This is a genomic window from Sphingomonas sp. CCH9-E2, from assembly GCF_001557215.1.
Taxonomy (GTDB): domain Bacteria; phylum Pseudomonadota; class Alphaproteobacteria; order Sphingomonadales; family Sphingomonadaceae; genus Sphingomonas.
In genome coordinates this window covers 1-18,365 of the sequence record NZ_LSJM01000390.1, presented here as the reverse complement: position 1 = coordinate 18,365, position 18,365 = coordinate 1, and the positions used below count along the sequence as shown (strand labels likewise).

The following is an 18,365-nucleotide window of genomic DNA, read 5'->3' as shown; positions in this document are numbered from 1 at the left end:
ACAGAAAAGAAATTTGAGAGGGGTGCAGGCTGCAGCTGCGTATTCTCTCATGTCACTGACAGGAGAATGTCCAAATGCGCTTCTTTTCGCCGCTCGCAGCCATCGCCGCCGTCGGCCTGAGTGTTTCGGCTCCGGCCTACGCCCATCCCAAGCTCGTGTCCTCGACGCCCGCCGCCAACGCCAGCGTCCCGGCGCCGTCGCGTATAACGCTCACCTTCAGTGAAGGTCTGATGCCGAAGCTGTCGGGCGCCGAGATCGTGATGACCGGCATGCCCGGCATGCCCAACCACCGCATGGCGGTAACCGGCTTCAAGACGTCCGTCGAAGGCGACAAGACGCTCGTGCTGACGCTCGCCAAGCCGCTCATGGCGGGCAGCTATCAGGTCGCCTGGCACGTCGTCTCGACCGACACGCACCGCATCCAGGGCAATCTCGCCTTTACCGTCAAGTGACGCCATGAACGACGTGGCACTCGTCGCCGTCCGCTGGGCGCTCTACGTCGATCTCGGCCTGTTGTTCGGCCTGCCGCTGTTCGCGCTCTATGCGCCCGGCGGCGGCCGGATGGTACAGCGGCATCTGCCGATGGTAGCAATGGTGGCCGGTCTCGCCTGTCTCGCCCTCCTGCTGTCGGCGCTGGGGTTCGCGTTGCAGGCAGCGGCCATGACCGGGCTGCCGCTCACCCAGCCTGATCTTTCCATGGTCGCAGAGCTGTTCAACGGCACGTCCATGGGAACGGCGCTGAAGGCGCGCCTCGTCGCGCTCCTCGTTCTTCTGCTCTCCATCCCCTTCTATCGCCGGCAATCCCGTCCTGCCTTCATCGCCTCCACTCTGGCAGGCGCGGTCGCACTCGCGACCCTCGCCTGGAGTGGGCATGGCGCGGCTGGCGAAGGCGAGGCGGGCTGGCTGCAACTGGGGGCCGATCTCATCCATCTGCTCGCCGCCGGCGCCTGGGTCGGCGCGCTTGCCGCATTCCTCGCGCTGGTACTTCCCAGGCTCGCAACCGACGATCTCGCCGCTCAAGACATGGACCGGGTCACGCTCGCCGAGGAAGCGTTGCGGGGCTTCTCCCTCGTCGGCACGATCATCGTCGCCCTGCTGATCCTGACCGGGACGGTGAACGGCTGGTTCCTCGTCGGTCCGGGCAACATCGCCTCGCTCGGGCAGTCGACCTACGGCCTGCTGCTCATCGCCAAGCTGCTGCTGTTCGCCGGCATGCTGGGCCTGGCCGCGCTCAACCGTTATCGCCTGACCCCGGCACTTGCGCAGGCGATCGAGGAAGAGGACGCGCCACGGGCGCAGGCGCTGCTGCGCGCGAGCCTCGTCGTCGAAGGCGGTCTTGCGATCGTCATTCTCGGGCTCGTCGCCTGGCTGGGGACACTATCGCCGCCCATGTCGATGTAGCTTATCGTTTCGGACGCCTCGCGTTGGGAGAAGCCAATGCAATCCTACACCCCGCCGCTCGGGACCGGATCGACGAAAGACTATGATCGCGCGATCCGCCTGTGGACGCGGGAGAAGCGGTGGCGTGCCGCCATGCTCGCCGCCCTGGCGCCCAAAGCCGGTGAGACGGTCGTCGACGTCGGCTGTGGCACCGGCAGCTTCGCGCTGATGCTCAAGCAAGCCGAGCCCAGGACGCAGGTGATCGGTCTCGATCCCGATGCCGAGGCGCTCGACATCGCGCGGCACAAGGCCGCTGTGCGGCGGGCCGATATCGACTGGCGTCAGGGATTTGCCAGGGACGTGGCCCCGGGTACCGCCGACGCTGTCGTGTCGAGTCTCGTGCTGCATCAGATGCCGGTCAGGGAGAAGGCGGCAACCCTGCGCGCCATGTTCGCCATGCTGCGCCCGGGTGGGCGCCTGGTGATCGCCGATTATGGCCGCCAGCAGGGTTTCATGCGGCTTGCCTTCCGCCTGACCGTGCAGCGGCTCGATGGCATCGATGATACCCGGCCCAATGCCGACGGCGTGCTCCCCGGCCTGATCGCGGCGGCCGGCTTCAGGCATGTGGCCGAGACGTTTCGGCTTTTGACCATCACCGGCGCGATCGACTTGTTTACGGCGCATCGACCGGCGCAGGACCACGGCCTTACGGTTGCCAATGACCTTGGCTGATGGCGGCCAGGCGAACGGGCCCGCCGATTTGTCCGCTTAGGCGATTACGTATTGACCCTGACACGGTGTCAGATCCTAGATCGTCAGGCGTCGAAAGGAGCAAGGCGATGAACGAGACACATGGAGCGGCGCATGGCGGCGGTTGCTGCGGCGGCCACAGCGCCGCGAAAGCGGCGACCGGCGTCAAGGACCCGGTCTGCGGCATGACCGTCGACCCGGCGACCACGGCGCATCAAGCCGAGCATGGCGGTGAACGCTATCATTTCTGTAGCGCGGGCTGCCGGACCAAATTCATCGCCGATCCCGAGCGCTATCTCGGCCCGCCAGCGCCGCCGGTCGCGGCGCCCGAAGGCACGATCTGGACCTGCCCGATGCATCCAGAGATCCGGCAGGACCATCCCGGATCCTGTCCGATCTGCGGCATGGCGCTCGAGCCCGCGACCGTGACTGCCGACAGCGGCCCCAGCCATGAGCTGGTCGATTTCACACGGCGCTTCCGGGTCGGCCTGATGCTGGCCCTCCCGGTGCTGATCCTCGAGATGGGCGCGCATCTCTTTCCCGCGATCCATCGCCTCGTGCCGATGTCGATCTCGGTATGGATCCAGTTCGTGCTGGCGACACCCGTCGTGCTCTGGGCGGGCTGGCCCTTCTTCGAGCGTGGCTGGGCCTCGCTCAAGACCCGCAACCTCAACATGTTCACCCTGATCGCGATGGGGACCGGGGTCGCCTGGATCTACAGCGTCGTCGCGACGCTCGCGCCCCAGCTGTTCCCGCCCGCCTTCCGCGGAGAGGACGGCATGGTTGCCGTCTATTTCGAGGCGGCCGCGGTGATCACTGTCCTCGTGCTGCTCGGCCAGATGCTCGAACTGCGCGCGCGCGAGCGGACCTCGGGCGCGATCAAGGCGCTGCTTAACCTTGCGCCAAAGACCGCGCGCCGGATCGGCTCCGATGGCAGTGAAGAGGAAATCAGCCTCGATCTCGTTGCGGTCGGCGACCGCCTGCGTGTGCGTCCCGGCGAGAAGGTGCCGGTCGATGGCGTGGTCGAGGACGGCCGTTCCTCGCTCGACGAGTCGATGGTCACCGGTGAGTCCATGCCCGTCACCAAGGCCAAGGCCGACACGGTGATCGGCGGCACGCTCAACCAGACCGGCGCGCTCGTTATCGTCGCCGACAAGGTTGGCCGGGACACCATGCTGGCGCGCATCGTCCAGATGGTCGCCGAGGCGCAGCGCTCGCGCGCGCCGATCCAGCGCATGGCCGATCAGGTGTCGGGCTGGTTCGTGCCCGTGGTCATCGCGGTCGCGGTGGTCGCGTTCATCGCCTGGGGCATCTGGGGCCCCGAGCCGCGCTTCGCCTACGGGCTGGTTGCGGCGGTCGCCGTGCTGATCATCGCCTGTCCCTGCGCACTGGGTCTCGCCACGCCGATGTCGATCATGGTCGGGGTTGGCCGCGGCGCCGGGCTCGGCGTCCTCATCAAGAATGCCGAAGCGCTCGAGCATATGGAAAAAGTCGACACGCTCGTCGTCGACAAGACCGGCACGCTGACCGAAGGCCGGCCTGCCGTCACCCAGATCGTGCCGGCGCCCGGCTTCGACGAAGCCGAACTGCTGCGGCTTGCCGCCTCGGTCGAGCGGGCCTCCGAGCATCCGCTCGCGTTGGCAATCGTCGAGGCCGCGAAGGATCGCGGCATCGTCACGAGCGACGTCATCGACTTCGACTCGCCGACCGGGCGCGGCGCGCTCGGCACGGTCGAAGGGCGGCGCATCGTCCTCGGCAATGCGCAGTTCCTTGCCGACGAAGGGGTTGCGACCGATGCGCTCGCCAGCCAGGCCGACGCGCTGCGCCGGGATGGCGCCACCGCGATCTTCATCGGGGTCGACGGCACAGTCGGCGGCGCCTTCGCGATCGCCGATCCGGTGAAGGCCACGACACCAGAAGCGCTCGCCGCGCTCAAGGCGGAGGGCATTCGCGTGGTCATGCTGACCGGCGACAACCGCACGACCGCGGAAGCGGTCGCCCGACGCCTGGGCATCGACGAGGTCGAAGCCGAGGTGCTGCCCGATCAGAAGAGCGCCGTGGTCGCCAGGTTCAAGCGCGAGGGGCGGGTCGTCGCCATGGCCGGCGACGGTGTCAACGACGCCCCCGCGTTGGCCGCCGCCGACGTCGGCATCGCCATGGGTTCCGGCACCGACGTCGCGATCGAGAGCGCTGGCGTCACGCTGCTCAAGGGCGACCTGACTGGCATCGTCCGGGCGCGGCGGCTCAGCCAAGCGACCATGTCGAACATCCGCCAGAATCTCGTCTTCGCCTTCATCTACAATGTCGCGGGCGTGCCCGTAGCGGCGGGTGCGCTCTATCCGCTGTTCGGTATTCTGCTCTCGCCCATTATCGCGGCGGCGGCGATGGCGCTCTCTTCGGTGAGCGTGGTCACCAACGCGCTGCGCCTCAACCGGAAAGCACTGTGAACATCGGCGAGACGTCACGGCAGAGCGGCGTCTCTGAGCGGATGATCCGCCATTATGAAAAGATCGGCCTCATCCCGGCGCCGGCGCGTCGGGGTGCTGGCTATCGTGACTATGGCGAGCGCGACCTCCATCGCCTCCGGTTTATCGCCAATGCCCGCGATCTCGGCTTCCCGATCGAGGAGATCCGCACGTTGCTCAGCCTTTGGGCCAATACCGGCCGTGCCAGCGCGGAGGTGAAGCGGCTTGCCCTTGCCCGCGCCGATGAGTTTCAGCGCAAAGCCGAGGCGTTGACGGCGCTGCGCGACACGCTAATCGACCTGGCCGAGCGCTGCCAAGGCGACGAGCGGCCGGATTGTCCGATCATCGCCGAACTGGCCGCGGCCCGATCCGCATAGCATCCGGCATCGCACGGCCGAGAATTTTAGGGGTGCCCGTTTTCGGTCGATTCGTGCAGGTCGACGGCGAAAGCGATCCGCAACAGGTCGGGCAGGCTTTGCGCGTTGAGTTTGATCATCAGACTGGCCCGATGCAGCTCGACCGTGCGCGACGTGACGCCGAGTTCATCTGCGATAAGGCTATTTGGATAGCCTCGCGAAATTCCTCTCAGAACGGCCCGTTCGCGCTGCGTCAGTCTCGCGGCTTTCGAAAGAGCGTCGGCCTGTTCGGAGGCACGACGGGCTATACTCTCAAGCCAGCTGAAGCCGCGGTCGATCGCGCCGAGCAATGCGGCCTTCTCGACCGGTTTGGCGAGAAAGTCGGCAGCGCCCGCCTTCATCGCCTGTACGGCGAGCGTAGGATCGCCATTGCCCGTCAGCACCACGACGGGCATGTCGATACCGCGTCGCGTCAGCTCCGCCTGAACCTGCAGGCCGTCCATGTCGGGCATGTGCATGTCGAGAACCACGCAGCCTTTCTCCGCGTCCTCTGCGCTCAACAGAAACTCCGGCCCCGAAGCGTAGGCTTCTACGGCAAACCCTGCGGTCCGCAACGTGAAACTTAGTGCTTTTCGTATTGTCTCTTCGTCATCGACGATATGCACGACGCGCTTGTTCCCCATAGCCCCCGAGATCGATCAATACGCAGTGCCGCGAGGGCAGCGCTTCAAGGGATACTTCTCTGCACGTTGGACTATGGTCCCAGGTCAAGAGTAAAAATTTGGCGAGGCAAAACGGCGAAGGACAGCGAAACTGTGAGGGTTCGGCTACTCCGCTCACACCAATGCCGCGGTCGCTGCGGCTCATTGCCGGGTCTCTGCTCCGGACGATGCATGCGAGTTGCCCGCGCCGCCCTCGGCGCGATCGAGCCATCGCTACGCTTCCATCACATCGTCGACCGGCAGCGGGTTACTGGCGCCCGGCGGGCGAGGGGGGCGGGTTGGCCCTTGACGGCTGCGCGATCGGACGCCCAGGATAGCAGGGTGGCGCGCTTTACTTCGGGCTCAAGCTTCAGGTGCCCAGCAACGTCGAGGGGATCGATGAACGAGCGTGTGTGCGACACGACATATCCTCCTTCCCTGCCGCGATTTTCTCCGAAAGGGAGATCTCAGGAGATTGGTTCGGACTCGTTTAGGGTCAATGGATGAGGACGCGCACAGCGTTTGCCGGGCGTTCATTTCCGTCTTAGAACTGACGCGCAGCACGCCATTCAATCCGGTGGCGAACGGCCTCCGCGATCGCTGGCATGACGTCTATATCATTCGACGCATGTGCAACCGCGTTCGTGCTGACGATCCTTTCGACAAGCCCACCCAGAACCTGCGCTGCATCGCCGGCAAAAAGCGGATGCACGACCACGCAATCCGGTCGCGCGAACCCCATGCCGACCAGTTGGCGCGCCGCCTCGGTGAGGGTCCGACCGGATGAGGCGATATCGTCGACCAGCACCGGCTGGCGATCGAGAAACGCTGGGGCATTCGGAATCGAGATGGTGACGTGACGGTCGCCGGATCGGATTTTCTCGCACACGAGAAACGGAGCATCGGCATCGGCCGCCACCTGCGAGACCCACTGTTCGCTTTCCAGGTCCGGACCGATGATCAGCGGGCGAGCGACATTGTGCTTGATCCACGAGGCCAAAAACGGCGCGGCATGAACAACCTGGGTTGGGATGCGGTAGATTTCCGACAATTCATGGTAGCGATGGAGATGCGGATCGACCGTCACCAGCCAGTCGAGATGGCGAGACAGGATCGCAGCAAAGGTTCGCGACGTCACCGCCTCGCCGGCATGGAAGCGTATGTCCTGGCGCATGTAAGCGAGGTAAGGGGCGACGAGCCCGATCCTGCGAGCGCCAAGATCGCGCGCGGTGTCGGCTGCGAACAGCAGCGGCAACAGCTTGGCGTCCGGATGATCGAGACTGGACAGCAGGATGACCTCGCGGTCGCTGACGTCGTTTCCGACCCTGAGATAGGTTTCCCCGTCAGGAAACTGACGATGCTCGATCGTGCCGACCTCTGCATCGAGCGCGGCGGATAGCGGCTGTGCCAGGGCCTCGCTGCCAGGCAGCGCGAACAGGACGGGACGGTTCATAGCGCTTCAATCCCGAAGATCGGCCCGTCGCTCACGGCATAGGCCGCCGCATAGTCGAGCTCGCCCGGGCTCTCGGCATGAATGCTACACAAGGGAGCCCCGGCATCCACCATCTGGTTCAGCCGACACTGCAGTGCGACGCCAGCGGCCTTGGCCACCGGCGCGCCGGCGAGCTTCGCGACCGTCGCGAGCTTGCGATTGTCGATACTCACCAGGCGGCCGCTATAGGGAGCGATCATATCCTGCTGAAACCGGGCGACCGGTGGAGCCCGCATGCCGCCCTGCGCTTCGCAGATACGTTGGAACTTGGCCCAGGCCCCGCCGCTTTCGAGACACGCCCGCGCACGCGCATAGCCTTCGCCGGCCGGGGCCGCGTCAGCGAGCTCAAGCAGTCCTCCCGCCAGCTCGCAGGCCCGGTGGGCGAGATCCTCGGCGCCCGGCTGCCCCTGGAGGACGGCAAGGATATCCTGCGCCTCGAGCGCCGGGCCGATGCCCCGTCCGATCGGCTCCGCGCCGGGGCCGCGCATCACGCGCGTGCGAAGCCCGAAGGCTTGGGCGACCGAGCTCAGCGCGCGCTCGAGCGTATCGGCGGCATCGGTTCCGCGTACCTTGGCGGTCGGCCCGACCGGGATATCGATGACCAGATGGGTCGCACCGGCCGCGATTTTCTTGGACAGCACCGAGGCGACCATCTGCCCTACGGCATCGATATCGAGCACTCGTTCAACGCCGATGATCACATCGTCGGCCGGGCTGAGATTGACGGCGCCGCCCCAGGCGATGCAGCCGCCTTCGCGCTCGACCACCTTGCGGATGGCGGAAACGTCGAGGTCGACAGGTGCAAGCACCTCCATCGTGTCCGCCGTGCCGGCCGGCGAGGTGATCGCCCGCGACGATGTCTTGGGCATGATCAGGCCCTCCGCGGCCATGATCGAGACGATGATCGGCGTGGTGCGATTGCCCGGCAATCCACCGACGCTATGCTTGTCGACGATGACCGCTCCGGACCACTGCAATCGCTCGCCGACATCGACCATCGCCCTGGTCAGGCTGATCGTTTCGTCCGTATCGAGCGGGACCGCTGAGCATGCCGTGATGAACGCCGAGAGATGGACATCGCTATAGCGTCGCTCGGCGATGTCGGTCATGATCGCTGAAAAAGCCCCTTCACTGAGACGATTGCCATAGATGCGCCGACGCACTTCGGCGAGCGAGGCGAGAGGCTGGGCGTGCGCGATCTCGACCGGATCGCCCTCGCTGACGCCGAGCCGCCGCCATGCGGATTCGGACAGGCCGATCTCGCCGGGCGCTGGAGCCTCCGCGGAACTGTGCAGCAGCGAGACGACGATTTCCCGCCCGCCGGCGTGCAGCGCGACCTGCGCGCGCGACGCGAGACCTTCCGAGCGGCAGACGGGACAGTCTTGGCGCATGACCGCGACCAGATCACCTCCGGCAGCCGACAGGCCGAGGCGGTGTGCCCGCAGCGTCGTCGCGACAGGCTCTACTTCGGCGTCCTCGATGATCCCGGGCTTCACGCGAGCATGCCCCAGCTACCCAGCGCCGGTACGCTGCATGCCCAGCCCAGATCCTCCGAGACACGCTTCGCCAGGACCTGGGCGCCGGTCGGCTCGCCATGCGTGACATAGACATGGCGCGGGGGCTCTTGCAGCGACCCGAGCCAGCGCATGAGCTCGTCGCTGTCGGCATGCGCCGAAAGCATCGTCAGGTTGGCGACATCGGCTTCGACCGGGATATACTCGCCGTGGATCTTGATCGTCCGGGCGCCCCCGATCATGGCGGCGCCGCGGGTGCCCGCCGCCTGGAAGCCTGAGAAGAGGATGAGGTTCTTCCCATCCGGCGCGAAGCGCTTGAGATGGTGGAGCACGCGGCCGCCCGTTGCCATTCCACTGGCCGAGATGATGACCTTGGGAGCGGGGTTGGCGGTGAGTTCCTTGGATTCCTCCACTTCGCGCACATAGTGCGCGACGCTGCACGCCGCTTCGCACTCGGCGCGGGCCAGGCGATGCTCGTCCATGAAATCGCACATCAGCCCGCTCGCGTTGATCGCCATCGGGCTGTCGAGGAAGATCGGGATGTCGCGGAGGCGTCCCTGCGCGCGCAGACGCGAGAAATGATAGAGAAGCGACTGAACCCGTCCCACGGCGAAGGCCGGAATCACCACCGTCCCGCCTCTCTCGACGCATCGTTCGACATGATCTCCAAGCGTCTTTGTCGGATCGACCTGCTCGTGGCGCCGATCGCCATAGGTCGATTCCACTAGGACATAGTCGGCGCGCGCGGGCGGCTCGGGATCCTTCATCACCGCATCGCCGTAACGGCCGATGTCGCCTGAGAAGAGGATTGTCCGCCCCTTCCAGTCGATCTCGATCGACGCCGCGCCGAGGATGTGGCCGGCGCGATGGTAGCGCACCCTGATGCCGTCCGTGACTGCATGCCACGCTCCGAACTCGATCGGGCGGAAGAGCTGCAATGCCAGACGCGCGTCGGCCTGGGTGTAGAGGGGCAGCGCCGGCTGGTGCCTGGAGAAGCCGTGCTGGTTGGCGAACTCCGCATCCTTTTCCTGCAGATGGCCGCTGTCGGGAAGAAGGAGCTCGCACAGGGCCGCGGTCGCCCGCGTGGCAAGGACGGTCCCGTCCCAGCCCAGGCGCGCCATGCGCGGTAGTGCGCCCGAGTGATCGAGATGGGCGTGGGTCAGCAGCACCTGGCCGACATCCGCGACTTCGGGTGGGATCGATGCCCAATTAAGGCGGCGCAGATCCCTGGGTCCCTGAAACAGGCCGGAATCGACCACGATCTGAGTTTCACCATCGTCCACCAGATAACGCGACCCTGTGACCGTTCCCGATGCGCCGAGAAAGGCAACGCCGAGACCATCGGCCGGGCGCTTGGCCAGATCGATCCTTGCTTCACGCTCGAAGATGGTCACGCGGGAATGGTGCCGTTTCTTTCTCTTTTGCATGGACGCGGGCCTGCCTCTCACGATTATGTTCGTGAGCGCAGCATTGGTTCGCGGACGCCGCACGCCTATACGCAAAATCCGCAGCACGACTGCTGCTCCCCGACAGCTGCGTCGCCCGAACGCCGATGGCCGATCCGATCGATCACCTTACCCATGCCTGCGCGATGCCCGGGGGACTTCGGTCTCTACTTATACCTTGCTCCTTGGACTCGAGCCTATGCTGCCCGGACGTTGACCAGAAGAGGACGGCATATGGGCGAACATGACCATCGCATGCGCAAGCGCGGCAAGATCGTTCTGATCGGCTTCCTGCTCGTCGCCAGCTTCTTCCTCATTACCGAGCATACCGCGCACTTCCTGGGTGTGCTGCCCTATCTCATCCTGCTCGCCTGCCCGCTCATGCACCTGTTCATGCACCACGGCCAAGGTGGGCATCAGCATGGCCATGAGCCCGGCCAGGCACCCGCCGGCTTGCCGGCCAATCCCAACGGCCGCATCGAAGGAGAGTCGCGATGACGCACGCCGACTATGGCTATGGTCTGTGGGGGCTCGCGCTGGTCAATGCCGCCGTTTTCATCCTCTTTGCGTTCAGCTTCTTCAAGCCGGCAACGCGGCGCGACTGGCGCAGCTTCGGCGCGTTCAGTGCGTTCATCGTCGCGCTCTTCGCCGAAATGTATGGCTTCCCGCTCACCATCTTCCTGCTGTCGGGGTGGCTCCAGTCGCATTTCCCCGGCGTCGACTGGTGGAGCCACGATGCTGGCCACATCCTGGAAATGATGTTCGGCTGGCGCATCAATCCGCATTTCGGCCCGTTCCACATCGCCAGCTTTGTGCTGATTGGTGTAGGCTTTTGGCTAATCTCGATCGCGTGGACGGCGCTTCACACGAGTCAGCGCAAAAACGAATTGGCAATGACGGGGGTCTACGCCCGGGTGCGGCACCCTCAATACGTAGGGTTCATCCTCGTCATGCTCGGTTTCTTGCTACAATGGCCGACGCTTCTGACGCTTGCCATGTTTCCGGTGCTGGTGGTGATGTACATTCGTTTGGCTAAGCATGAGGAGAGATACGCGCTCGCGACCTACGGCGATAGCTACCGCCAGTACATGGCCCATGTTCCCGCCTTCTTCCCCAGCTTGCGTTGGAAGCGGGAGATTGCAGGACTGGCCTTCACAGGAAATGCTCGAATGGCAGGCCATCAGACGGACGGGCCGGTTAGCGAGGGTTCTCGAGAACACGACAACATGCTGCCAGGAGGTCAGACGTTGTCCTCCTCCGCAAGATCATCACGAACATGACGAAATCGAGGGGGCGTATGTGACCATGCAGGTGACGATCCTTGCGATTGTAGTAAACGGCGTTCCCGTCCTGAGCCTCCATCAGACCCGATCCGCGGCCTGGAAGCGGCTCATGAGATTCATAGACGCGAAATGGCCGGAGCGCCTGGGAGCGATGCTTCCCCCTGCCGAAGACGAAGCGAAGGCGCGCATGTTCTTTCGCGAGGAAGATAAAGACCTGTACGCGATCATCGACGCCGACATATCAGAGCTGCACGATGCCTTGGGGTGGGTCAAAGATCCCGTCGTTGGTTAGCCCGTCACGCGATCGCCCTCGAAAAGCTGGGCCGCCCACCGATCGAGATCGCAGCCACGTCCTGAACGTCACCGAAGTTCAGGACGTGACCGAGCCCGGGCAGTGCGATCGGGCGCTATCTGTAAGCCGGACAAGCAACTGACCTGTTCGACCGCCGTGCCAGCGGGCTGATTGCCAAGGGCGCGGCCGGATTTTGCGTCGGCGCAACGGGTGTCAGTCGGTGTCGGCCTCTACGGAGAGATGTGCAGCGGCTGTCATCTATCGCCCCGGCGCGGAGGAATCGGAGGTGAGCCAAGGCCCTTAACGGCAAGCCCCGAACTGGCGAGGGGTGGCGCAACGCCTCACGCCCGCTCAGCAGCCCTGGATTATCAAGCATGGTGTAAGCTGACGGCCGAGCCGGCGGGGGGCAAGACGCACCGGATCCCCTGTCTGGGACACGGTGGCGTTCGTGCGCTAACTCTCGGGGATGACGGCTGAGCCGTACAAGCGCTGGTCGCGGGCGCACCTGTCGGCCACGCGGGATGATGAAGAATCTGGCAGGCACGAAATGAGACACGCAAGGATGGAGATTCGACCCTGAGAAGCACCAAACTTCGGCTGCACCTTCTCGCGAGCCGCACTCACAAGTGGCTCGCGATCATTGTCGGCGCGCAGCTTCTTTTGTGGTTCGCGAGCGGCGCGTTGATGAGCTTCTTGCCCATCGATCGAGTGCATGGCGATCACCTTGTGGACCGCAAAGCCGTGGCGCCCTTGCCTCGCGGCGTGGCGCTCGTCCCACCATCAGTGATCGTCGCGGCGACCGGGACGCGGATCGAGACCGTGAGCTATCGCATGTGGCTTGGCCGCCCGGTCGCTGAGGCGACAACGGCCCGAGGGACGCGGCTGTTCGACGCGAGAACGGGCGCACTGTTGCCCGCCCCAACTGCGGCGCAAGCCCAAGCGGTAGCGAGGGCCGCCTGGCGGAGCAACGATCACCCAAGTGTGAACGTGGAACTGATCGATCGCGCCAGTCCCGAATATCGCGGCACGCTTCCCGCCTGGCGTGTGACGTTCGCCGATCCGGACTCCACTCGGATCTTCGTGGCGGCCGATACCGGCCGGATTGCGGCGGTGAGGACAGGCACGTGGCGGCTTTATGACTTCTTCTGGAGCCTTCACATCATGGATTGGAAGAATCACGAGGACTTCAACACGCCATGGCTTCTAGGGTTTGCGCTCGGCGGCCTCGGACTTTGGCTTGGCGGGGCCGTGCTTCTTTGCATGCGTTGGCCGAAGCGGCGTCGGTCAAGCGCGTCAGGCTAGCGGACCGGCAGAAACCGGAGAAGCATGATGATAAAGAAAAGTGATAAGTCGCGCGGCGGGTTGGAACGCAGTTGAACAGGCGAGACTTCGTTTGGCAGCGATGGGGTAGACCATGGCGCATCTGAGCGATGCTGAAATGATCAACTGGATGGCGCTTTATACTGCGACCGCTCTGTGCTGCGCGATCGCAATGGCCTTGGCGATCCTTGTTCTCGCCTGTCGCCTCTGGCGCGAGAAGGCCTGGGCGCAGCTTCGCAGCGCCAAGGATGTGGCGCTGTTCCTCCCCAAATCCTGGTGGCGGTGGCAGAAGCTTTATCTGCTTTCGACGCCCGTGACGCTCGCGATCGTCAGTTCGTTCGGATTCACGTTGAGGTGGAGCTGATCGTTTAAAGGGCGAAGGCGTCTGAGAGTCGGGCTACCAGGTGCGCCGCGTTGCGGTCGGCCGGGGTGACAGTCAACAGTGGCGCTACTCGCCGAAGCCTTTCGCGTTGGTGGACCTCGGGCTCGCCGAACTCCAGCACCTCCAAGATCCATTGCCTGATCTCGCCGGTCGTGCCTGAACGCGCTTCGATCAGGAAGTCGGGGCGGCAGGGGCCGGCGGGAGTGAGGTGATCAAAGACGGGCTTCTCGACAAAGATATCAAGGCCCTCCTCGGCTAGCTCGCGCCTCGCTTCCAGAAGCGCGCGCAGAACGTCTCGCTCGAACTCGGAATTGACCGGGATGAAGCGACGGCCCGAATAAATCGGTTGGGCAAATGCGCGCAATGGTGCGTAGCCGTGCGCTTCCGGATACTCGCCTGCGACGATCATTACCAGGAACGGCCCCTTCACCGGTTTTCCGGCGAAAGAGAATGACTGCACCCGAGATCGCACCCAGTATAGAGCTAAGCCGCGCTTTCTGGACCCATGCCGATGCGCTGCACAGCCGCCGTGCGTATGCTGCACTTCGATTTCTCGGCGATGCTGATCTGCCGCAGAGCCTCGAGCGCGCGGATCAGCCGGGGGCCGGCGTAGCTCGGGTCGGGTTCGACCCGCGCGCCCAGGTCCTCGCGCCAGTGGCGCCGGGTGTTTCCGGCGAACTGGGCCTGCCATCTGGCGAAGCCTTCGAAGGGATCGTCGAGCGTCGCGATCCGTGGCCGGCCGGGGACGGGGAGGGCGCAGCCCCACGAAAAAACATCGATTTCGTCGATCTCGTGGCCCTGGAGCTGGAGCGCGGCGGCGTAGCCGGTCCAGGCGGCGCGCAATTGCCACGCGCGAGCACCCGAAGTGGCGGAAGTCCGCGCATCGAGCCGCCCGACGGCGGCGCTCGCCTGCTCGAGCGCCGCGGCGAGACCGTCGCTCCACGGCAGCGATGTCAGCGCGGAAGAGCGGCGAGCCATCCCCAAGCATATCCCGAGATCGCCCTTTGAGTATAGCGTGGAGTCACGCCTAGTGTTGATAATGAACCCTTATCAACACCCCATTGTTGAAGCTTCTATATCCCGGTAAGGAATAGGAGCTGGCTGTTCGTGCGCCGGCGGGCCTCCGCACCGGGGCGCAACAGGGAAGACGCGGCGTGTACGATCATCTGAGTGACCTTGCGCAGCGGCTCGGCCGCCATATGGCCGAGCATAGCCCCAAGGGCCTGCCGACGCATTTTGGCGACGAGCTGCTCGAGGCGTTCCCGCAGGAGAGCCGCAAGACGCTGGGGATGGCGCTGGCCGAGCTCGAAGCCGATGGGCTCGTGACGCTCTCGCGCGTGCTGGGGCCGCACCTGCCGCGCGTGCGCACAACGGTAGAGCTGTTCATCGCCAGCGATCCGGCGATCACCGGGCACGACCCGGTCGAGGATTCGGTCGTGCTCGCCCGGTTGCTGCTCGACCAGCCCGAACTGGGCGGGAACGCCAGGAAGCTCGAGGAGGCCGCGGGCTGGGAGCGCCGCCGCTTCAACCCCGCCTTCGCGCTGCTGATCCCATGCGTTCACGACGGCCGCGTGCGCAAGTCGCTGCAGGACGACTATCCGACGATGGGGATCCTACTCGCCGACGAGGATCTGGTCGAGCTGCGCCGATATGTTCAGCGTACCAGCCAATGATCAGGTTCACCCACAATGGCCGGCCGTTTGACGCCAGCAGGTTTGCCGCCGAAATTGAGGCCAAGGCGATCGCGCTCGGCATGCAGGCGCTCGAGGAGAAGGCGAGGGGCGCCGCCGCGTCGATCGTCGACCCCGAGACCGGCCACCATGCCGCCGTCTTCGTCGACCGGCTGTCGGGCAATCGGGTGGCGATCCGCACCACCGGCTCGCCTGCTTTCGCGCGGCTTCTGGAAAAGCGTCTGGGTGTCGACCCGGGAAAGGTTCAGGTCATGAATGCCGCCGACGGCGCCGCGCACCCCAAAGTCTATCTGGCGCATGCGAGCGAGGACAAGGATCGAGTGCGTCCGGTCGCGGAATATCTGATGGCGAACGGCGTCGACGTCTGGTTCGACGAGTGGGAGATCGAGCCCGGCGACAGTCTTCGGCAGAAGATGGAGGAGGGCCTCGGCAGCATGACCCATTTCGTCGTGGTGCTGACCGAAACGTCGATCGCCAAGCCGTGGGTCGCAAAGGAGATCGACGTCGGCCTCGTCCAGCAGGTCGGCGGCAAGAGCCGGTTCGTGCCGCTCGTCGTCGACCTCGATCCCGCAAAGCTGTCGCCCTTCCTGCAGGCGATGCTGTTCCTCAAGATCGATCCAGCGAGCCAGGCGGATCTCAAGGGGCTGGTGGACCGCCTGCACGGCGTTAGCCGCAAGCCGGCGCTCGGCGCCGCGCCCCGCTATGTCCAGACGGCGCCGAGCGGGCTGGAGGGCTGGTCGCCGGCGGCGGTGGCGGTCGGCAAGCATGTCGTCGAGACCAGCGCGCATGCGCTGGCCGTCGACCCCGTGGTGACCCTCGAGGACCTCGCGGCCGCGCTCGACATCGCGGCGGATGATCTCAGGATCGCGCTGCTGGACCTGAAGGACGGCGGTTATCTGCGCGAGTTGAACGTGAGCGGGCACTATGCTCCGCAGCCGGCGCTGTTCGTGGACTTTGGCGAGGCGTTCATGCCGTTCAGCCCCAGCGAGGATGCGCGGACGCTGGCGAACCGGATGCTGACGGGCGAGGAGCGGGCCGCCGACACCAAGCGGCTTGCCGAGGCGCTCGGTTGGGAACCGCGCCGGATGAACAGCGCGATCTGCTATCTCGAGCGGGTCGGGGCGATCAAATCCCGGCATGCGCTGGCCTCGGCGCCCTGGCGGGCCGTGCAGCTTGTGCGCACCGACGAGACGTTGCGCTTCGCGCGCAATCATGGCTGAACCTGCGCTCCACCGTGCCGAGGCGGCGCCGATCAGCGAGATCGTCTCGCAGGTCGAGGCGCTGGCGCCGGCCCGCCGGCTCGCCGATCCGCAGCTCGTCGCCGCGGCCGCGCGGGCCTGGTCGACGAACACGATCCGCGCCTTCCTGTCGGACCTGAAGATCTGGGACCAATGGTGTCGGCGGCGCGGACTTGCGACAGCGCGGGCCGATGCGGAGGCGGTCGCTTCCTATCTGCGCGCCTTGTCGGGGGTCGAGCAGGATCCGCGCAATCCGCTGAAGCAACGGGCGCCGGCGACGATCGAGCGCTATCTGGTGAACATCGGCTGGGCCTACCGCATGGCCGGGCTTGATGATCCGACAGCGGCGCCGCTGGTGCGGCTCGAGCTCAAGGGCTTGCGCAAGCTATTGGGCACGCGCCAGCGCCAGGCGCGCGGCATCCGGTTCAAGGGTGAGGTGAGCGACCTTGACGATCCGGCGATCGGTATCTGCCTGGCGCATCTGCTCAAGGCCTCTCGCCGCGACATGCTCGGCGCGCGCGACCGCGCGCTGCTGCGCGTCGCCTATGACAGCGGCTGCCGGCGCTCCGAGCTGGTGGCGATCGTCTGTGACGCGGTCGAAGGGCCCGATTCCGACGGCTCGGGAACCCTGTTCATTGCGACCAGCAAGACCGACCGCGACCGCGCGGGCGCCATCGCCTATCTCTCGCCCGCGACGATGCAGGCGATTGCGGAGTGGAAGCGGGCCAGCGGGATCGCGGGCGGACCGCTCTTCCGGCGCGTCGAGACCTATTTCGACGGCTCGGTGCGGTCGGTGGGAGAGGGGCCCCTGCATCCGAACACGATCACATTGATCTACCGCAGGCTGATCCGCGCCGCTTTCGAGAAGAAGCTGCTCGGAGGAATGAGCGAATCGGAGCTCGAGCGCTGGGTGAAAGCGGTGTCGAGCCACTCGATCAGGGTTGGCGTGGCGCAGGACAATTTCGCCGCCGGCGAGAGCCTGCCGGCGATCATGCAGGCCTATCGCTGGCGGGACCCCAAGACGGTCATGCGCTACGGTGCGCGGCTCGCGGCTAAGAGCGGGGCGTCGGCGCGCCTCGCGCGGCGCTTTCAGGAGAGCCGTTGAGCGATGGTCAGGATCAGTGTGACCGAACCATCCAAGCCGGAGCGCCGCCGGCGGGTTCTTGATCGCTCACGGTCGCGCAACTCGCCGAGGGCGGCCTGGAGGAAGGGCAAGAACTCGATTTCTAGCGTGAGGTGAACATCGACAAGCCGGAGGCCAAGTCCCGGCTGCTCGACGATGTCGTAGCCTTTCTGAACCGGGGCGCAGCCCGCATCATCGTGGGCGTCGAGGAAAAGGGGGACCGGTGAGAGAAGGCCCGAAAACGTACGCTAAGCTCGGCGCTCGGCCGTAGTGGTGCGCAGCGGCCTGAACCGCCCACGCGGCTTCTCGATCTCGCTCCACAGATAGTCGCCGGTGAGGCCGATATGCTCCCAGCCCAGCGGTGCAACATGGGCGAGCAGCTCGTCGGGTACATCAGCGCCCGTCGACCGCAGGTGACGGACGGCCCGGTCGAGATAGACGGTGTTCCAGAGCGCGACGGCGGCGGTGACTAGGGTCAGTCCGGAGGCGCGGTGTCGCTGGTTCTCGAAGGTGCGGTCGCGCAGCTCGTCAAGGCGGTTGAAGAAAATGGCGCGGGCGAGCGCATTGCGGGCCTCGCCCTTGTTGAGGATGCTGCCCGTGCGGCGTCGCTGCTCGGGATCGTCGAGCCAGGCGAGCACTGCTGGTGAAGCCGATCGCCACGCGCACGCGGTCGGGCAGGGGGGCGTCCAGCGCCTCGAACAGCGGAGCCATGCCCAACGCCACGGCATTGAGCCAGCTTTCGCGGGTTTGGTGGGTCATCGTCCTTACTCCCTTCAAATCGCCTGTCCGGCGATGGCCATGCCATCGGCCGGAACACGGACGCCCAAGAACGCCGGCGAGAGAGGGGGCAGCGGGATTCGATGGGGGTGGTGCGGCCGCAGCGCAGCGAGGCACGGCCCCGTCTAATCCCGTTGCGGGGGAGAGGCGGCCGGG

At 65.6% G+C, this 18,365-nt stretch carries 20 protein-coding genes and 2 pseudogenes; 14 read left to right on the top strand and 8 right to left on the bottom strand.

The window, feature by feature from the left end; genetic code table 11:
- The first annotated feature begins 74 nt into the window (after positions 1–74).
- From copC to cueR, 5 genes are all read left to right on the top strand, one after another.
- The gene (gene copC, locus AX681_RS17730) at positions 75–452 is read left to right on the top strand and encodes a copper homeostasis periplasmic binding protein CopC (protein WP_007406420.1); all 378 of its coding nucleotides are present in this window, start codon (positions 75–77) and stop codon (positions 450–452) included.
- 4 nt (positions 453–456) lie between these two features.
- On the top strand, positions 457–1,401 hold the full coding sequence (gene copD, locus AX681_RS17725) for a copper homeostasis membrane protein CopD (RefSeq protein ID WP_007406374.1): 945 nt from the start codon (positions 457–459) through the stop codon (positions 1,399–1,401).
- Between the two features lie 36 nt (positions 1,402–1,437).
- On the top strand, positions 1,438–2,112 hold the full coding sequence (locus AX681_RS17720) for a class I SAM-dependent methyltransferase (RefSeq protein ID WP_017501308.1): 675 nt from the start codon (positions 1,438–1,440) through the stop codon (positions 2,110–2,112).
- Between the two features lie 107 nt (positions 2,113–2,219).
- Entirely contained in the window at positions 2,220–4,577 is a 2,358-nt protein-coding gene (locus AX681_RS17715) for a heavy metal translocating P-type ATPase (protein WP_066682570.1), read from the top strand.
- Positions 4,574–4,972 (top strand): Cu(I)-responsive transcriptional regulator, encoded by a 399-nt coding sequence (gene cueR / locus AX681_RS17710; protein ID WP_004212744.1) that lies wholly within the window; start codon positions 4,574–4,576, stop codon positions 4,970–4,972. The genes AX681_RS17715 and cueR overlap by 4 nt, the downstream gene beginning before the upstream one ends.
- Positions 4,973–4,998: 26 nt before the next feature.
- On the opposite strand, the gene AX681_RS17705 is transcribed toward cueR, so the two are convergent.
- The 4 genes from AX681_RS17705 to AX681_RS17690 form a co-directional block, all read right to left on the bottom strand.
- Positions 4,999–5,634, bottom strand: coding sequence for a response regulator transcription factor (locus AX681_RS17705; protein ID WP_007683376.1), 636 nt, complete (start codon positions 5,632–5,634; stop codon positions 4,999–5,001).
- Between the two features lie 562 nt (positions 5,635–6,196).
- Entirely contained in the window at positions 6,197–7,105 is a 909-nt protein-coding gene (locus AX681_RS17700) for a ribose-phosphate pyrophosphokinase (RefSeq protein WP_066664176.1), read from the bottom strand.
- Complete coding sequence (locus AX681_RS17695) at positions 7,102–8,640, bottom strand: thymidine phosphorylase family protein (protein ID WP_066664174.1); 1,539 nt, start codon at positions 8,638–8,640, stop codon at positions 7,102–7,104. The genes AX681_RS17700 and AX681_RS17695 overlap by 4 nt, the downstream gene beginning before the upstream one ends.
- Positions 8,637–10,085, bottom strand: coding sequence for an MBL fold metallo-hydrolase RNA specificity domain-containing protein (locus AX681_RS17690; RefSeq protein ID WP_031304554.1), 1,449 nt, complete (start codon positions 10,083–10,085; stop codon positions 8,637–8,639). The genes AX681_RS17695 and AX681_RS17690 overlap by 4 nt, the downstream gene beginning before the upstream one ends.
- Before the next feature lie 252 nt (positions 10,086–10,337).
- Here AX681_RS17690 and AX681_RS17685 point away from each other — a divergent pair, with 252 nt between their 5' ends.
- From AX681_RS17685 to AX681_RS17665, 5 genes are all read left to right on the top strand, one after another.
- On the top strand, positions 10,338–10,601 hold the full coding sequence (locus AX681_RS17685; protein ID WP_013039078.1) for a DUF2933 domain-containing protein: 264 nt from the start codon (positions 10,338–10,340) through the stop codon (positions 10,599–10,601).
- Positions 10,598–11,383 carry a methyltransferase family protein gene (locus AX681_RS17680; RefSeq protein WP_082738118.1) on the top strand — a complete coding sequence of 262 codons (786 nt, stop codon included), beginning with the start codon at positions 10,598–10,600 and terminating at the stop codon, positions 11,381–11,383. Before AX681_RS17685 ends, AX681_RS17680 begins: the two co-directional genes overlap by 4 nt.
- A gap of 19 nt (positions 11,384–11,402) precedes the next feature.
- Complete coding sequence (locus AX681_RS17675) at positions 11,403–11,678, top strand: hypothetical protein (RefSeq protein ID WP_030541607.1); 276 nt, start codon at positions 11,403–11,405, stop codon at positions 11,676–11,678.
- A 531-nt stretch (positions 11,679–12,209) separates the two neighbouring features.
- Positions 12,210–12,980 carry a PepSY domain-containing protein gene (locus AX681_RS17670; RefSeq protein ID WP_331710031.1) on the top strand — a complete coding sequence of 257 codons (771 nt, stop codon included), beginning with the start codon at positions 12,210–12,212 and terminating at the stop codon, positions 12,978–12,980.
- A 112-nt stretch (positions 12,981–13,092) separates the two neighbouring features.
- On the top strand, positions 13,093–13,362 hold the full coding sequence (locus AX681_RS17665) for a hypothetical protein (RefSeq protein WP_037448046.1): 270 nt from the start codon (positions 13,093–13,095) through the stop codon (positions 13,360–13,362).
- A gap of 4 nt (positions 13,363–13,366) precedes the next feature.
- On the opposite strand, the gene AX681_RS17660 is transcribed toward AX681_RS17665, so the two are convergent.
- Together AX681_RS17660 and AX681_RS22110 are read right to left on the bottom strand one after the other, a co-directional pair.
- Positions 13,367–13,840: a hypothetical protein gene (locus tag AX681_RS17660; RefSeq protein WP_197419027.1), complete on the bottom strand. Its 474-nt coding sequence runs from the start codon at positions 13,838–13,840 to the stop codon at positions 13,367–13,369.
- A 23-nt stretch (positions 13,841–13,863) separates the two neighbouring features.
- Complete coding sequence (locus tag AX681_RS22110; RefSeq protein ID WP_053000798.1) at positions 13,864–14,358, bottom strand: hypothetical protein; 495 nt, start codon at positions 14,356–14,358, stop codon at positions 13,864–13,866.
- A gap of 176 nt (positions 14,359–14,534) precedes the next feature.
- Between AX681_RS22110 and AX681_RS17650 the strand changes: the two genes are divergently transcribed.
- The 4 genes from AX681_RS17650 to AX681_RS22920 all read left to right on the top strand — a co-directional run bounded on the left by AX681_RS17650 (position 14,535) and on the right by AX681_RS22920 (position 17,659).
- Positions 14,535–15,053, top strand: a complete 519-nt coding sequence (locus tag AX681_RS17650; protein WP_066550589.1) for a hypothetical protein — start codon at positions 14,535–14,537, stop codon at positions 15,051–15,053.
- A complete protein-coding gene (locus AX681_RS17645) occupies positions 15,050–16,291 on the top strand; it encodes a toll/interleukin-1 receptor domain-containing protein (RefSeq protein ID WP_066550591.1) in 1,242 nt (413 codons plus the stop codon). The genes AX681_RS17650 and AX681_RS17645 overlap by 4 nt, the downstream gene beginning before the upstream one ends.
- Positions 16,284–17,414, top strand: coding sequence for a tyrosine-type recombinase/integrase (locus AX681_RS17640; RefSeq protein WP_066550593.1), 1,131 nt, complete (start codon positions 16,284–16,286; stop codon positions 17,412–17,414). Before AX681_RS17645 ends, AX681_RS17640 begins: the two co-directional genes overlap by 8 nt.
- Positions 17,415–17,545: 131 nt before the next feature.
- Positions 17,546–17,659 carry an ATP-binding protein gene (locus AX681_RS22920; protein ID WP_221885348.1) on the top strand — a complete coding sequence of 38 codons (114 nt, stop codon included), beginning with the start codon at positions 17,546–17,548 and terminating at the stop codon, positions 17,657–17,659.
- 48 nt (positions 17,660–17,707) lie between these two features.
- Here AX681_RS22920 and AX681_RS17635 read toward each other — a convergent pair.
- A pseudogene (locus AX681_RS17635) lies at positions 17,708–18,070 on the bottom strand (Tn3 family transposase); the annotation flags it as partial.
- Positions 18,063–18,191 (bottom strand): annotated as a pseudogene (locus AX681_RS22915) (transcription elongation protein SprT); the annotation flags it as partial. The pseudogenes AX681_RS22915 and AX681_RS17635, both read right to left, overlap by 8 nt.
- Positions 18,192–18,365: the final 174 nt, after the last annotated feature.